The following is a 13,922-nucleotide window of genomic DNA, read 5'->3' on the forward strand; positions in this document are numbered from 1 at the left end:
CTGCCATTTTTTGTTACCATCACCTCATTACGAGCGCACAGCGCCACAGCCAAGATGGAAACCGCCTGATGAGCCTACCCTTCGACGTCGCCGCCCTGGCCGCGACCTATGCCAGCAAGTCCCCGCAGGACATCCTCAAGCTCGCCTTCGAACACTTCGGCGACGACCTGTGGATCTCCTTCAGCGGCGCCGAGGACGTGGTGCTGGTCGACATGGCCTGGAAACTGAACAAGCAGGTCAAGGTGTTCAGCCTCGACACCGGCCGCCTGCACCCGGAGACCTACCGCTTCATCGACCAGGTACGCGAGCAGTACAACCTGCCGATCGAGATCCTCAGCCCTGACCGCACCAAGCTCGACCCGTTCGTCAAGGACAAGGGCCTGTTCAGCTTCTACAAGGACGGCCACGGCGAATGCTGCGGCATCCGCAAGATCGAACCGCTGCGGCGCAAGCTCGCCACCGTCAGCGCCTGGGCCACCGGCCAGCGTCGCGACCAGAGCCCAGGCACGCGCAGCCAGGTCGCGGCACTGGAAATCGACGGCGCCTTCTCCACCCCGGAGCGCACGCTGTACAAGTTCAACCCGCTGGCGCAGATGACCAGCGCCGAAGTGTGGGGCTACATCCGCATGCTCGAGCTGCCGCACAACAGCCTGCACGAGCGCGGCTTCATCAGCATCGGCTGCGAGCCCTGCACGCGCCCGGTGCTGCCGGGCCAGCACGAGCGCGAAGGCCGCTGGTGGTGGGAAGAGTCGACCCAGAAGGAATGCGGGCTGCACGCTGGCAACCTGATCAGCAAGGCTTGAATAGCTGGGGCCGCTTTGCGCCCCTTTCGCGACACAAGGCCGCTCCTACAGGGGTACGTATTCTTCTGTAGGAGCGGCCTTGTGCCGCGAAAGGGCCGCAAAGCGGCCCCATGCATTCTCAGCTCAATGCACCGGCAGCTCGACGCCTTCGAACAGCTCTTCGAGCTCTTGCTTGTTATGGCACTGGATCGCCTTGGCCATCACTTCACGGGTCAGGTGCGGCGCAAACTTCTCGATGAAGTCGCACATGAAGCCACGCAGGAAGGTGCCACGGCGGAAGCCGATCTTGGTGATGCTGGCCTCGAACAACTCGCTGGCATCCAGGGCCACCAGGTCGCTGTCGAGTTTGCTGTCGACCGCCATCCCGGCCACGATGCCGACGCCCAGACCCAGGCGCACGTAAGTCTTGATCACGTCGGCGTCGGCGGCGGTGAACACCACTTTCGGCGTCAGGCCACGATGATTGAAGGCTTCGTCCAGCTTCGAGCGGCCGGTGAAACCGAACACGTAGGTCACGATCGGGTACTCGGCCACCGCTTCCAGGGTCAGCTTGGGCAGCTTGGCCAGTGGGTGGCCCTGGGGCACGACCACGCAGCGGTTCCACTTGTAGCAAGGCATCATGATCAGGTCGCCGAACAGCTCCAGCGCCTCGGTGGCAATGGCGAAGTCGACGGTGCCATCGGCGGCCATTTCGGCGATCTGCATGGGCGAGCCCTGGTGCATGTGCAGGGCCACTTCCGGGTACTGCTTGATGAAGCTGCTGATCACCGGCGGCAGCGCATAGCGCGCCTGGGTGTGGGTGGTGGCGATGGACAGCGTGCCCTTTTTCTCGTTGGAGAATTCCTGGGCGATCTGCTTGATGCTCTCGACCTTGCGCAGGATTTCGCCAGCGGTATTGATGATGCGCTCGCCAGCCGGGGTGACACGGGTCAGGTGCTTGCCGCTGCGGGCGAAGACTTCCACACCCAGTTCATCCTCGAGCAGGCGGATCTGCTTGCTGATACCCGGCTGCGAGGTGTACAGACTCTGCGCCGTCGCGGAGACGTTGAGGTCATGGTGCGCCACTTCCCAGATGTAGCGCAGTTGTTGAAGCTTCATAGGTTTCCCTCGAATCAGCGGTAAGTCAGCGGCAGCAGGCAGCGACGAGATATAACTATATTAGTGGTTCTCGAAATAAAACTAGAACTATTTTGTTACACGCCGCTCCGAAACAAGCTGCCGCCAGCTTCAAGTTTTCCTACGCCCGAGGTGCTGCGAGAGCGGCACCATGTACACCGGAACCGGTGACAGCTGCAGCAGCCGTACCGCCGTGCGGCCCAGTGGCACGTCCACCCCGGCACCGGCACTGTGGCTGCCGAAGATCAGCAGGTCGACACTCAGCCGCTGCGCCTGCTCGAGGATCACCTGGGCCGGGTCGCCCTGGCGCACCCGCACCGCCTTGATCACGGCAAGGTCAGCGTCTTCGCCCAATTCGTCGCGAAAGTTTTCCAGCACCCGCTGCTCGATGTTGGCCATCACCGTGTTCACGCCCTCGCTGTGCAGCGCATCCAGCGTCTGCTCGTCGAGGTAGCTCTGCAACAGGGATTCGGCGAACTGGCCCATGGGCTCCACGGCGTGGATCACGTACAACTCCGCATTGAAGGTACGGGCCAGGGCCAGGGCGTGCTGCATGACGAAGGGCGCGTAGACACCGAGGTCGGTGGCATACAGCATGGAGCGGATCATTCGACCTCCTCGACTGCCGTTGCGGCAGAGCAAGCTTCAGCTTAGCAGCGCGCCGCCCACTCGCTTTGCCGTCCGGCGCACTGGCGCCGCGGGTTACAGCGGTATCAGCCGGCGCGGTTGGCGCGGTCGATGAAGGCCAGCGCCTGGTAGAGCATGTGCATGCGCGGCAGCTGGCAACCGGCAGCGCGCGCCTGCGCCAGCGGCTCGGCGTAGATCGCCTGAAGCTCCAGCGGGCGTTGCTCGGCATGGTCGTGGTACATGCTCGGCCAGTAGTCGGGCATCTGCTCGGTGACACGCAGCAGGTGCTCGGCATACCCCGCCGGCAGCGCATGGCCACAGGCCGCTGCACCCTGTACCACCTCCGCCATCAAGGCTTGCACCAGTTCACGGCTGTCGGCATCGGCCATCAGCGGCGTGGTGCTGGCACCGAGCAGCACCGACAGGCCGTTGTACGGCACGTTCCACACCAGCTTCTGCCAGCGCGCCTGGGCCAGGTCAGGCATGGCCTGGGAGTCGATGCCCGCCGCGCGGAACAGCCCTGCCCCTTGCTCGACGATCTCTGCACCGCCATCGCTGGCCGGCCCGCTGTGGTAACCCAGGTTGACCGCACCCAGGGCCTGGTGACGGATATCGCCGGGGCCCTGGCGGTTGACGCAAATGAAGCACAAGCCACCGAGCAGGTGCAGGTTGCCGGGCAAGGCCGGGCGCAACTGCTCTTCGACGCCCAGGCCATTTTGCAACAGCACCACCTTGGCATCGGCGGCGGCGGCCTGGACGATCAGCGGCGCCAGTTCAGCATTGCTGGTGGCCTTGGCCCCCACCAGCAACCAGTCACAGGCTGGCATGTCGGCGGCATTGGCGTAGGCCTGCACGGGCAGTTGCAAGGTGCCGTAGAGCGCGCTGTCCAGCTTCAGCCCCCGCTCACGGACCACGGCATATTCGCTGCGCAGCAGAAAATGCACGTCGAAACCGGCGCGCGCCAGCATCAACCCATAAAAGCCTCCGATGGCGCCACTGCCGATGATGCCGATGCGCGGTTTACGAGGGGCCATGCTGATCTCCTGAATGAAGTGGATGCGCTTTTTTACACCCTTTGCGGCATTCTGCGCATCCCGATGGCAGCGCAAGGCTGCCTGAGCAGGGAAAAACCCTGCCGCGACGGGCACAGGCCATTGTCGCAACCCCTTTAACGCGCTAAGGTTCGGCTCCCCGCTGCGAACATTCTTGCTGCTGGGCCGCACGGGGATTGCTGGCGGCCGGCACCCGTGACCTGACGAGTAACACGATGGCTGATTTACCGATCGATGACCTTAACGTTGCCTCCAACGAGACCTTGATCACCCCCGATCAGCTCAAGAAGGAAATCCCCCTCAGCGCCAAGGCCCTGCAGACCGTGACTGCCGGCCGCCAAGTGGTGCGCAACATTCTCGACGGCAAGGACCATCGCCTGTTCGTGGTGGTCGGCCCTTGCTCGATCCACGACATCAAGGCGGCGCACGAATACGCCGAGCGCCTCAAAGTGCTGGCCGAGGAAGTGTCGGATACGCTGTACCTGGTCATGCGCGTGTACTTCGAAAAGCCGCGCACCACCGTCGGCTGGAAAGGCCTGATCAACGACCCGTACCTGGATGACTCGTTCAAAATCCAGGACGGCCTGCACATCGGCCGCCAACTGCTGCTGGACCTGGCCGAAAAAGGCCTGCCGACCGCCACCGAGGCGCTCGACCCGATCTCCCCGCAGTACCTGCAGGACCTGATCAGCTGGTCGGCCATCGGCGCGCGCACCACCGAATCCCAGACCCACCGCGAAATGGCCTCGGGCCTGTCTTCGGCGGTCGGCTTCAAGAACGGCACCGATGGCGGCCTGACCGTGGCGATCAACGCGCTGCAGTCGGTGTCCAAGCCGCACCGCTTCCTCGGCATCAACCAGGAAGGGGGTGTTTCCATCGTCACCACCAAGGGCAACCCTTACGGCCACGTGGTGCTGCGCGGTGGCAACGGCAAGCCGAACTATGATTCGGTCAGCGTCGCCCTGTGCGAACAGGACCTGGCCAAGGCCAAGATCAAGCCCAACATCATGGTCGACTGCAGCCACGCCAACTCCAACAAGGACCCGGCGCTGCAGCCACTGGTCATGGAAAACGTCGCCAACCAGATCCTCGAAGGCAACCAGTCGATCATCGGCCTGATGGTCGAGAGCCACCTGAACTGGGGCTGCCAGTCGATTCCAAAGAACCTCGACGAACTGCAGTACGGCGTATCGATCACCGATGCCTGCATCGATTGGTCGGCCACCGAGAAAACCCTGCGCAGCATGCACGCCAAGCTCAAGGATGTACTGCCACAGCGTCAGCGCGGCTGAAAAAAACAGGGCCGCTTCACCCCCATCGCCGACCTGCCGGCGATGGGGGTGAAGCGGCCCTGTTTTTTTTAAGGAGTCAGGCCTTGCTCGAGTGGCGCTGCTGGCGCTCCATGTAGCGCTCTACATACGAGCATGATGGGATCACCGTGTAACCCATCTGGTCGGCGTACTCCAGGGCCTTCTCGGTCAACGCGGCAGCGATGCCACGGCCACGCAGGGCGTTGGGCACGAAAGTGCGATAGATATCCAGCGTCTGTTTGCCCAGGTCCATGTACGTCAGGTAGGCACGATGACCGTCCACGTTGGTCTCGAACTGATGACCGGCCTGGTCATGGTGGATGGTCAACGCTTCACTCATCACTACTCCTCGCAGGCCTTTTCGGCAGACCCTGACCTTAACCGATGCTGGTTTATCCGGCGGAGGAACCTCTACGCCACCTCTTGCCCCTTGGACCGCAAGCCGATTGCAATGGTTCTGCCGGCCGGCCACCCCAAATAGTAGGCGCGGCACCCGCGATTGCTCAAGGTGGTTGTGCTTAAAAAGTGGCAGGCTCGTGGCTTGCAGGCCCCGGCCTGCGTGGCCCACAACAGCAGCCGGATGTTCTACGGGTTAAGACGACGAACGACAGTTAAAGTCACCGTTAGTTCGCAAAAAAGTTCCTGTTCTACAACCGCTTGCAGCCGCTGCACGGTTTTTTCACAATTCCCCCACAAATCTTGTCGGCTACCCCTAGAGCAACATTTTTTTTGCAGTTCTTGCGCTCGGTCAGTTTACTTACTACAAGTAATGGGTACTATGTACGCCGGCCAGTTTCTCTTTTCCGAGAGATGGCTATTTAATAGAAAGTCCTTGAAGGGGAACACGATGAACAACGTTCTGAAATTCTCTGCTCTGGCTCTGGCCGCAGTTCTGGCTACCGGTTGCAGCAGCGTATCCAAAGAAACCGAAGCTCGTCTGACTGCGACTGAAGACGCAGCAGCTCGCGCTCAAGCCCGTGCTGACGAAGCCTACCGTAAGGCTGACGACGCTCTGGCAGCCGCTCAGAAGGCTCAGCAGACCGCTGACGAAGCCAACGAGCGCGCTCTGCGTATGCTGGACAAAGCCAGCCGCAAGTAATAATCCTCACGGATTGTTGAGAAGCCGACCCACTTGTGGGTCGGCTTTTTTATTGCCTCGGCAAACGCATCTAACAGATAGCAAAAGGCCTGCCCCGCACGCGTGTCCGGGGCAGGCCTTTGTTTGTGACGTTACTGCAGTTCTGGCGGGATGCTCGAAACCATCGGCGCAGTACCCTGGTTGCTGACCGGCACGGCAATCTCCACCGGCATGCCATCTTCCGCGGCAACCACATCACGCACCATGTCCCAGTTCATGCGCAGGTTGTTGGCCAGGTCTTCACGCTTGAGCAGCGCGTTGATCACCGCCGTGTGCTTGTCGACCACCGACGGGTTGCCATGATCGTCGAGCGGCGTGTGCGCCTCGAGGTAAACCTTGCCACCACTGATGCCGAACTTGTACGGCTCGTTGATGATGCGCACCTGGGTGCCGACCGGCACCATCTTCGACAGTTCGAGCACGTTGTTGTTGAGCATGCGGAAGCAGCCGTGGCTGGTACGCATGCCGATGCCGAACTTCTTGTTCGAACCATGGATCAGGTAACCCGGCACACCCAGGGTGAACTTGAACGGGCCCAGCGGGTTGTCCGGGCCAGCCGGTACCACGGTGGGCAGGATGTCGCCGTCCGCCGCATGCTCGGCACGGATCGACGCCGGCGGCGTCCAGGTCGGGTTTGGAGTCTTGGCGGTGATCTTGGTGCTCGCCACCGGCGAACCCCAGCCCTCGCGGCCGATACCCAGCGGGAAGGTGTAGACCACGTTCTGCCCTTTCGGGTAGTAGTACAGGCGGTATTCGGCCAGGTTGATGACCACGCCTTCACGCGGGCCCGGCGGCAGGATGTAGCGCGTCGGCAGGATGATCTCGGTGCCCGCGCCCGGCAGCCACGGGTCGACGCCCGGGTTGGCCGCGATCATTTCCAGGTAGCCGAGGTCGTTGGCGGTGCCGATGTCGGCGAAGGTGTCCTCGTACTTGGCCTTGATCACCTGTACCTGGCCAACGATGTCTTCACCGGGTGGCGGCAGGGGCAGCTCCAACGCAACGGCAGGGCCTGCTACCAGCAGGGCGGCCAGGGTCAGGCAACGGGTGACGGCGGGAAAGCGCGGCAACATCCGGTAAATCCTTCGAAAGGTGGGTCAAGACCAACGATTGTACACCCGCCCCGATGCAAGCGGGAGGCATCGGCGGCTTACAAGCGTTTCAGATGATGAAAGGCGATCAGAGTTCCGGCCAGATGGGGCGCATGCCGCGCCGCTGAGCGTCGAGAATCGCACGGCACAGGTCGCACAGGCGGCCGTCGCGGTAGATCGAGCGCGGCACGCCCGACCAGCGTGGCTGAGCCGGCAGCAGGCCGCCACACAGGGTGCGATCGACCGGCACGCCCAGTTCGAGCTGGCGGGCCACCAGGTGGACGCGGATTTCCTGGCAAGCGAACAGGTCGAGCTGTTCATCGGGCTCGATCAGTTGGTAGGCAAACAGGGACCAGGCAGGGCGCGGCATCGGGGGCTCTCGAAACGGGGGGCGCAACATTAGCCGAAAGCCGGCCCCGTTTAAAGCGTCACAGCAAGGGTTTTATCGCCGGCCAGGCATTTTCCAGCAAGCGCTGCTGGGCCCCTTGCGCCGGATGGATGCCATCGGCCTGCATCAGCTCCGGCACACCGCCCACGCCGTCGAGGAAAAACGGCACCAGCGGCACCTTCTTTTCCGTTGCCAGCTGTTCATACACGTTGGCAAACGCCGTGGTGTAGCGCACCCCGTAGTTGGGTGGCAGGCGCATGCCCAACAGGAGCACCTTGGCCCCCGCCGCGCGGGAACGCTCGATCATCGAGGCAAGATTTTGTTGCAATTGCTCCGGCGGCTGCCCGCGCAGGCCATCGTTGCCGCCCAGCTCCAGCACCACCAGGCTCGGCTTGTGCGCTGCAAGCAGCGCCGGCAGGCGCGCCTGGCCACCGGCACTGGTGTCGCCACTGATCGAGGCGTTGACCACCTGGTCGTCGAAACCTTCGTCCTTGAGCCGGGTCTGCAACAGAGAGACCCAACCCTGACGGGTATCCAGGCCAAAACCGGCGCTGATACTATCGCCGACTACCAGCAGTGTTCCCGCCACCGCGTTCTGGGCCAGGCAACACAGAGCCAGACCGGCACTCAACCACCACACTCGCATTGGATTCTCCATGGGCCCCAGCATTCTCGTTGCGCAGCACCTTAGCAAAGTGGTCCCCAGCGCGGAAGGCGACCTGACCATCCTTCACGCCCTCTCCCTCGACCTGGCCCAGGGCGACAGCCTGGCCATCGTCGGCGCCTCGGGCTCGGGCAAGTCGACCCTGCTGGGGCTGCTCGCAGGCCTGGACCGCCCCAGCGCCGGCAAGGTGATCCTCGCCGGCCACGACCTCGGCCCGCTGGACGAGGACCAGCGCGCCCGGGTGCGCGCCGAGCATGTCGGCTTCGTGTTCCAGTCGTTCCAGCTGCTCGACAGCCTCAATGCCCTGGAGAACGTCATGCTGCCCCTGGAGCTGGACGGCCGCCGCGATGCTCGCGAGCATGCCCGCACCTTGCTCGAGCGCGTGGGCCTGGGCAAACGCCTGACGCATACCCCGCGCCAGCTGTCCGGCGGTGAGCAGCAACGGGTGGCGATCGCCCGCGCATTCGCCGCGCAACCTGCCGTCTTGTTCGCCGACGAACCCACCGGCAACCTCGACAGCCACACCGGCGAGCGCATCAGCGACCTGCTGTTCGAGTTGAACAAGGAGCACGGCACCACCCTGGTGCTGGTGACCCACGACGAACGCCTGGCCCGCCGCTGCCGGCGCCAGATCCGCCTGGATGCGGGCCGCCTGGTGGCGCCGGTGGAGGCCTGATGAAACACATGCCGCTGCCCCGTCTTTGTGGCCTGGCCCTGCGCCAGTTGCTGCGCGACATCCGTGCCAGCGAGGTACGGGTATTGTTCTTCGCCCTGCTGGTGGCCGTTGCCGCCAGCACCGCCATCGGCTATTTCGGTGCCCGCCTCAATGGCGCCATGCAACTGCGTGCCAGTGAGTTTCTGGGCGCTGACCTGGCGCTGCAAGGCAGCGCGCCGGCCCGCGCCGAACAGATCGAAGCCGGCACCGCGCTGGGGCTGCGCCACGCCCAGGTGGTGGAGTTCACCAGCGTGGTGGGTGGCGATGCCGGCATACAGCTGTCGAGCATCAAGGCCGCCGATGGCGCCTACCCGTTGCGCGGGCAGGTTCGCAGCGCCGCCGCGCCCTATGCCGAGGAAACCCCCGGCGGCGGCCCGGCGCCAGGCGAGGCCTGGGTCGAGCCACGCCTGCTGGCGGCCCTGGGGCTGAAAGTGGGCGACAGCATCGATGTCGGCATGAAGACCCTGCGCATGAGCCGCGTGCTGACCTATGAGCCGGACCGCGCCAACAACTTCTACAGCCTGACCCCACGGGTGATGATGAACCTTGCCGACCTGCAGGCGACCGGGGTCATCCAGCCCGGCAGCCGGGTCAGCTACCGCGACCTGTGGCGCGGCGACAGCGAGGCCCTGGCGCAATACCGCCAGGCGCTGACCAACAACCTTGCCGCCAGCCAGCGCCTGCTCGACACCCGTGACGGCAACCGCCAGATCGGCGGGGCATTGGGCAAGGCCGAGCGCTACCTGAACATGGCCAGCCTGGTGGCGGTGCTGCTGGCCGGTGTTGCCGTGGCCTTGTCGGCCAGCCGCTACGCCGCGCGGCGCCTGGATGCCAGTGCATTGCTGCGCTGCCTGGGCCTCTCGCGCCATCAGGCGCTGGGGCTGTATTGCCTGCAACTGGCCATGCTCGGCCTGGCCGCCGCACTGGCGGGCGCCGTGCTCGGCTGGCTGGCGCAACTGGGCCTGTTCCGCCTGCTCCAGGGCCTGCTGCCCAATGAAGTGCCGCCCGCCGGCATCGTCCCGGCGTTGGCCGGCATCGCCACCGGCCTGGTCGCCCTCGCCGGCTTCGCCCTGCCGCCGATCGCCGCGCTGGGCCAGGTGCCGCCGCTGCGGGTGCTGCGCCGCGACTTGCTGCCGGTGCCGCCAAGCAGTTGGCTGGTCTATGGCGCCGCGTTGTTCGCGCTCGGGCTGATCATGTGGCGCCTGAGCCTCGACCTGCTGCTGACCTTCGCCCTGCTCGGCGGCGGCCTGCTCGCCGCCCTGTTGCTGGGCGGCCTGCTCCTGCTCGGCCTGCGCAGCCTGCGTCGGCTGCTGGCAGGCGCGCCGCTGACCTGGCGCCTGGGCCTCGGTCAACTGCTGCGCCACCCCATGGCGGCGGCCGGCCAGGCCCTGGCCTTCGGCCTGATTCTGCTGGCCATGGCGCTGGTGGCGCTGTTGCGCGCCGAACTGCTCGACACCTGGCAGGCGCAATTGCCCAAGGACGCCCCCAACCATTTCGCCCTGAACATCCTGCCCGACGACCGCCAGGCCTTTGCCCAGCGCCTGCATGAAGTGAATGCGGCCTCGGCGCCGCTGTACCCGGTGACGCCTGGCAGGCTTACCCAGATCAACGACCAGCCAGTACAGCAACTGGTCAGCAAGGACTCGGCCGGCGAACGCGCCGTGCAACGCGACTTGAGCCTCACCTGGGCGGCCGACCTGCCCGCCGGCAATGCCCTGACGTCAGGCCAATGGTGGCAAGCGCTGCCCTCGGGTGATGACATCCCGGGCGTATCGGTTGAAGCCGAGCTGGCCACCAGCCTGAAGCTTGAGCTGGGTGACCTGCTGACGTTCGACATCGGCGGCGAACAACGCCAGGCGCGGGTCAGCAGCCTGCGCAGCGTGCATTGGGACAGCTTCCAGCCCAACTTCTACATGATCTTCCAGCCCGGCACGCTGCAGGGCCTGCCGACCACCTACCTCACCAGCTTCTACCTGGCACCCGGGCATGACCTGGACGTGGTGGCCCTGTCGCGGGCCTTCCCGGCGGTCACCATCCTGCAGGTCGATGCACTGTTGGACCAGCTGCGCAGCATCCTCGCCCAGGTCACTCTGGCGGTCGAATACGTGCTGCTGTTCGTGCTGGCAGCGGGGCTGGCCGTGCTGTTCGCCGGGCTGCAGGCGACGCTGGACGAACGAATTCGCCAGGGCGCCTTGCTGCGCGCCCTTGGCGCGGCGCGGCCGTTGCTGGTGAAGGCCCGGCGTATCGAGTTCGGGCTGCTGGGGGCGGCCAGCGGTGCGCTGGCGGCGGTTGGCTGCGAGCTGATTACCCTGGTGCTGTACCGCTATGCATTCGACCTGCAGTGGAGCCCGCATCCTTGGCTGCTGGTGCTGCCGCTGGTCGGGGCGCTGCTGGTGGGTGGGGCCGGGGTGCTGGGGACGCGGCGAGCATTGAATGCCAGCCCGTTGACGGTGCTACGAGAAGGATGAGGCCCGGGCGAGCATCATCACTTCATTGCCCGTAGCTGATGCTGTTCACGTACCAAGTCGCTTCGCCGGTCGGCGTATGCACCAGCACCTCGTCGCCCTCCTCTTTCTTGAGCAGGGCGCGGGCCATGGGCGAATCGATCGAGATGTAGTCGTTGCGCCCGTAGATCTCGTCATAACCGACGATGCGAAACTTCTTGGTTTCGCCCTCGTCATTCTCGATCTCGACCCAGGCACCGAAGAACACCCTGCCCTCCTGCTGCGGCGAGTAGGCCACCACCTTGACGTCCTCGAGGCGCTTGCGCAGGTAACGCACGCGCCGGTCGATCTCGCGCAAGAGCTTCTTGTTGTACTGGTAGTCGGCATTCTCGCTGCGATCACCCAACGAGGCTGCCCAGGCAACCTTCTGGGTGATTTCCGGGCGATACACCCGCCACAGATGGTCCAGCTCCTTCTTCAGAGCCTCGTGACCTTCCGTGGTGATGATGTTGGTACTCAACAGCGCGCTCCTCAGCGTCGGGTAATCAGGCCCTGGCGCGCGATGCGGGTGAGGTGGCCGATCACTTCGGCGGCGTCCTGCGCGGTAGGCGCCTGGATCACGGCCAGGTCGAAACGGTCGTTGCCGAACTGCTCCAGGTGGCAGGCGGTTTCGGCGAACTGGATCAGGAATGCACGGGCCTGGCCCTTGCGCCGGGAAAGGCCTTCAAGGTGCCGCAAAAGGGTGGGCTGATGTTGGCCGCCGAGCAGAATGCGCGGTGTGCGGGATGCCTGGGGGGCAGGCAATGGGCTCAGACAGACACTGGTACGTGGGCAACTCATGGAGTTTTTCTCCGCCTCGCGAATCCCGCTGGGCAGCGGTGGGAGGCGTCACCGAACCAGCGCTTTAGCGGTATTTCGGATGACCCGGTGCCGGGGCGGTCCTGCGCCCCGCAAGTAGCTGTTTAAATCGGCGCAGGCGGTATCCTAGAGCCTCGAGCGGCAAGCTGCAAGTAGACCTTGATCGCAGCCTGCCTGGCTGAGTGCGGAGCGGGCGAGGTCAGCGCTTGGCCACACGTTCGAGCCGCGCCCGTTCGCGGTTGAACGCCAGGAAGTACTTGTTCACGCTGTTGACGAAATTCACCGGCCCCATGCCTACCTGCTCCATGGCCACCCGCTCGGTCTGGAAGAACCACTGATTGCCATTGAGGCCGCGCTTGCGCGCCTCCACGCGCATGGCCTGGACCCGCTCCGGCCCCAAGTTATAGGCCGCCAGCACAAAGGCCATGCGCTCGCGCTCGTTGATCTTCGGGCTGGCGAAGAACTTGCGCCGGATCAGCGCCAAATAGCGCGCGCTGGCCTGGACATTGCCGTCGACCGTGCCGGTATTGCTGACCCCGACCCGCTGCGCCGCCGACGGCGTGATCTGCATCAGGCCATGGGCCCCGCCGCTGCCGCGGGCCTGGGTATCGAGGGTGGACTCCTTGAAGGCCAGCGCGGCAAGGTTGAGCCAATCGATCTGCTGCGCCTGGCCATGTTTTTGCAGCACCGGGCGCAACGCGGCCAGGCGCTGGCGGTCCTTGCTGGCCAGGGGGTTGTGCACGCGGTACTGGCGCCGGTAGATGCGCTCGAACGCCGCATCCTGGTTCTCGGGGGCTCGGTAGCCCTTCAGGTAGCGGTCGACCGTCGCCAGCAACAGCGTCGCGTCACGCCGCACGTACCAGCGCATGGCTTGCGGCGGGCCAAGCTGCAGCCGGCTGTCCAGGCGCAGGCGCGGCATGACCCGAGCCCAACGCTGGGCGATCGGGCGCTCGACGATGGTCAGCTTGTAGATACCGGCCTGGACCATCTCCAGCACATCCTCCACCGCCAGGGTCGAATCGACCCATTCGACCTTGATCGGCGGCCGCTTGCGCAATGCCAGCTGCTGGTTGAGCTGCTGGATCAGCGCGCCGGCAGCACTGGCGCTGGTCAGCGCCACGGTGCGCCCGGACAGCTGCTCGACGCGGGTGAAGCTGCGCTCGCCCTTGCGCCCGACCAGCCACAGCGGCACCTGGTCCAGCACCGGCGCGCTGCCCTCCACCGCCCCTACCCCGGCCGGGTCGAGCAGCTCACCCGGCGCGGCCAGGTCGCCTTCGCCACGCTGCAACGCACTCAGCAGCTGCTCCTTGGCCCGCGGGATGATTTCCAGGCGGATCTGCTGGCCATCGCTGGCTCGGGCGTTGAGGTAATGCTCGAGCCCGCGCAGGCGGTAGTATTCGATGCCCACCGGTTCGCCCTTGACCTCGCCGGAGCTGTTGCGGCTCTGGTTGACCAGCACGCGCAGCACCTTGCTGCTGCGAATCTGCTCCAGGTCGCGCACCTTACTCGCCGGCACATGCTGCTGGGGCCCAGGCAGGCGTGCGTAGGCCGGGCCGACAGCAGTCAGCCCCAGCATCAGCAGCAGGGTCAGCAAGGTTCGCAGCATGGGGGAACGTGTCCGAGGTCGGTGGGCGTTATCCATAGGTTGCGTTCGTGATAAATGACGGTAAAAGACCACGGCAACAGCCTGAAGTTCTTGGTTTTTCCGAATATCGCGCT

15 protein-coding genes are annotated in these 13,922 nt (G+C 64.8%); 5 read left to right on the forward strand and 10 right to left on the reverse strand.

Features of this window, described 5'->3' with window-relative positions:
* Positions 1-68 precede the first annotated feature (68 nt).
* Positions 69-803 carry a phosphoadenylyl-sulfate reductase gene (locus tag L6D75_RS20565; RefSeq protein WP_176517671.1) on the forward strand — a complete coding sequence of 245 codons (735 nt, stop codon included), beginning with the start codon at positions 69-71 and terminating at the stop codon, positions 801-803.
* 123 nt (positions 804-926) lie between these two features.
* Here L6D75_RS20565 and cysB read toward each other — a convergent pair whose 3' ends face one another.
* The 3 genes from cysB to L6D75_RS20580 all read right to left on the reverse strand — a co-directional run bounded on the left by cysB (position 927) and on the right by L6D75_RS20580 (position 3,580).
* Positions 927-1,901, reverse strand: coding sequence for an HTH-type transcriptional regulator CysB (cysB, locus tag L6D75_RS20570; RefSeq protein WP_176517672.1), 975 nt, complete (start codon positions 1,899-1,901; stop codon positions 927-929).
* A gap of 129 nt (positions 1,902-2,030) precedes the next feature.
* Positions 2,031-2,528, reverse strand: coding sequence for a universal stress protein (locus L6D75_RS20575; protein WP_176517673.1), 498 nt, complete (start codon positions 2,526-2,528; stop codon positions 2,031-2,033).
* A gap of 104 nt (positions 2,529-2,632) precedes the next feature.
* Positions 2,633-3,580, reverse strand: a complete 948-nt coding sequence (locus L6D75_RS20580) for a putative 2-dehydropantoate 2-reductase (protein ID WP_176517674.1) — start codon at positions 3,578-3,580, stop codon at positions 2,633-2,635.
* Positions 3,581-3,813: 233 nt separating this feature from the next.
* On the opposite strand from L6D75_RS20580, the gene L6D75_RS20585 reads away from it, so the two are divergent.
* Entirely contained in the window at positions 3,814-4,890 is a 1,077-nt protein-coding gene (locus tag L6D75_RS20585) for a 3-deoxy-7-phosphoheptulonate synthase (protein WP_176517675.1), read from the forward strand.
* A gap of 76 nt (positions 4,891-4,966) precedes the next feature.
* On the opposite strand, the gene L6D75_RS20590 is transcribed toward L6D75_RS20585, so the two are convergent.
* Positions 4,967-5,248 carry a GNAT family N-acetyltransferase gene (locus L6D75_RS20590; RefSeq protein WP_008095521.1) on the reverse strand — a complete coding sequence of 94 codons (282 nt, stop codon included), beginning with the start codon at positions 5,246-5,248 and terminating at the stop codon, positions 4,967-4,969.
* Positions 5,249-5,755: 507 nt separating this feature from the next.
* Between L6D75_RS20590 and oprI the strand changes: the two genes are divergently transcribed.
* Positions 5,756-6,007, forward strand: a complete 252-nt coding sequence (oprI, locus tag L6D75_RS20595) for an outer membrane lipoprotei OprI (RefSeq protein WP_003259780.1) — start codon at positions 5,756-5,758, stop codon at positions 6,005-6,007.
* Positions 6,008-6,138: 131 nt separating this feature from the next.
* Here the strand turns inward: oprI and L6D75_RS20600 are convergent, their stop codons facing one another.
* The 3 genes from L6D75_RS20600 to L6D75_RS20610 all read right to left on the reverse strand — a co-directional run bounded on the left by L6D75_RS20600 (position 6,139) and on the right by L6D75_RS20610 (position 8,168).
* Positions 6,139-7,116 (reverse strand): L,D-transpeptidase family protein, encoded by a 978-nt coding sequence (locus L6D75_RS20600; protein ID WP_176517676.1) that lies wholly within the window; start codon positions 7,114-7,116, stop codon positions 6,139-6,141.
* A 106-nt stretch (positions 7,117-7,222) separates the two neighbouring features.
* On the reverse strand, positions 7,223-7,504 hold the full coding sequence (locus tag L6D75_RS20605; RefSeq protein WP_176517677.1) for a hypothetical protein: 282 nt from the start codon (positions 7,502-7,504) through the stop codon (positions 7,223-7,225).
* 58 nt (positions 7,505-7,562) lie between these two features.
* The gene (locus L6D75_RS20610; protein ID WP_176517678.1) at positions 7,563-8,168 is read right to left on the reverse strand and encodes an arylesterase; all 606 of its coding nucleotides are present in this window, start codon (positions 8,166-8,168) and stop codon (positions 7,563-7,565) included.
* A 10-nt stretch (positions 8,169-8,178) separates the two neighbouring features.
* Here L6D75_RS20610 and L6D75_RS20615 point away from each other — a divergent pair, with 10 nt between their 5' ends.
* Entirely contained in the window at positions 8,179-8,862 is a 684-nt protein-coding gene (locus L6D75_RS20615) for an ABC transporter ATP-binding protein (RefSeq protein ID WP_176517679.1), read from the forward strand.
* Positions 8,862-11,369, forward strand: a complete 2,508-nt coding sequence (locus L6D75_RS20620) for an ABC transporter permease (RefSeq protein WP_236193778.1) — start codon at positions 8,862-8,864, stop codon at positions 11,367-11,369. Before L6D75_RS20615 ends, L6D75_RS20620 begins: the two co-directional genes overlap by 1 nt.
* Positions 11,370-11,391: 22 nt before the next feature.
* Here L6D75_RS20620 and greB read toward each other — a convergent pair whose 3' ends face one another.
* The 3 genes from greB to L6D75_RS20635 all read right to left on the reverse strand — a co-directional run bounded on the left by greB (position 11,392) and on the right by L6D75_RS20635 (position 13,809).
* Positions 11,392-11,865, reverse strand: a complete 474-nt coding sequence (gene greB, locus L6D75_RS20625; protein WP_176518410.1) for a transcription elongation factor GreB — start codon at positions 11,863-11,865, stop codon at positions 11,392-11,394.
* An 11-nt stretch (positions 11,866-11,876) separates the two neighbouring features.
* Positions 11,877-12,185: a hypothetical protein gene (locus L6D75_RS20630; RefSeq protein ID WP_236193779.1), complete on the reverse strand. Its 309-nt coding sequence runs from the start codon at positions 12,183-12,185 to the stop codon at positions 11,877-11,879.
* A 217-nt stretch (positions 12,186-12,402) separates the two neighbouring features.
* Positions 12,403-13,809 carry an MltF family protein gene (locus tag L6D75_RS20635; protein WP_176512087.1) on the reverse strand — a complete coding sequence of 469 codons (1,407 nt, stop codon included), beginning with the start codon at positions 13,807-13,809 and terminating at the stop codon, positions 12,403-12,405.
* Positions 13,810-13,922: the final 113 nt, after the last annotated feature.

The organism is Pseudomonas faucium, assembly GCF_021602585.1.
Classification (GTDB): domain Bacteria; phylum Pseudomonadota; class Gammaproteobacteria; order Pseudomonadales; family Pseudomonadaceae; genus Aquipseudomonas; species Aquipseudomonas faucium.

Coding starts and splice junctions, on each gene's coding strand:
- L6D75_RS20605 (WP_176517677.1), bottom strand. CDS start 7,504: ATGCCGCGCCCTGCCTGGTCCCTGTTTGCCTACCAACTGATCGAGCCC.
- L6D75_RS20610 (WP_176517678.1), bottom strand. CDS start 8,168: ATGCGAGTGTGGTGGTTGAGTGCCGGTCTGGCTCTGTGTTGCCTGGCC.
- L6D75_RS20580 (WP_176517674.1), bottom strand. CDS start 3,580: ATGGCCCCTCGTAAACCGCGCATCGGCATCATCGGCAGTGGCGCCATC.
- L6D75_RS20585 (WP_176517675.1), top strand. CDS start 3,814: ATGGCTGATTTACCGATCGATGACCTTAACGTTGCCTCCAACGAGACC.
- L6D75_RS20590 (WP_008095521.1), bottom strand. CDS start 5,248: ATGAGTGAAGCGTTGACCATCCACCATGACCAGGCCGGTCATCAGTTC.
- L6D75_RS20630 (WP_236193779.1), bottom strand. CDS start 12,185: ATGAGTTGCCCACGTACCAGTGTCTGTCTGAGCCCATTGCCTGCCCCC.
- L6D75_RS20565 (WP_176517671.1), top strand. CDS start 69: ATGAGCCTACCCTTCGACGTCGCCGCCCTGGCCGCGACCTATGCCAGC.
- cysB (WP_176517672.1), bottom strand. CDS start 1,901: ATGAAGCTTCAACAACTGCGCTACATCTGGGAAGTGGCGCACCATGAC.
- L6D75_RS20620 (WP_236193778.1), top strand. CDS start 8,862: ATGAAACACATGCCGCTGCCCCGTCTTTGTGGCCTGGCCCTGCGCCAG.
- L6D75_RS20575 (WP_176517673.1), bottom strand. CDS start 2,528: ATGATCCGCTCCATGCTGTATGCCACCGACCTCGGTGTCTACGCGCCC.
- L6D75_RS20635 (WP_176512087.1), bottom strand. CDS start 13,809: ATGCTGCGAACCTTGCTGACCCTGCTGCTGATGCTGGGGCTGACTGCT.
- oprI (WP_003259780.1), top strand. CDS start 5,756: ATGAACAACGTTCTGAAATTCTCTGCTCTGGCTCTGGCCGCAGTTCTG.
- L6D75_RS20615 (WP_176517679.1), top strand. CDS start 8,179: ATGGGCCCCAGCATTCTCGTTGCGCAGCACCTTAGCAAAGTGGTCCCC.
- L6D75_RS20600 (WP_176517676.1), bottom strand. CDS start 7,116: ATGTTGCCGCGCTTTCCCGCCGTCACCCGTTGCCTGACCCTGGCCGCC.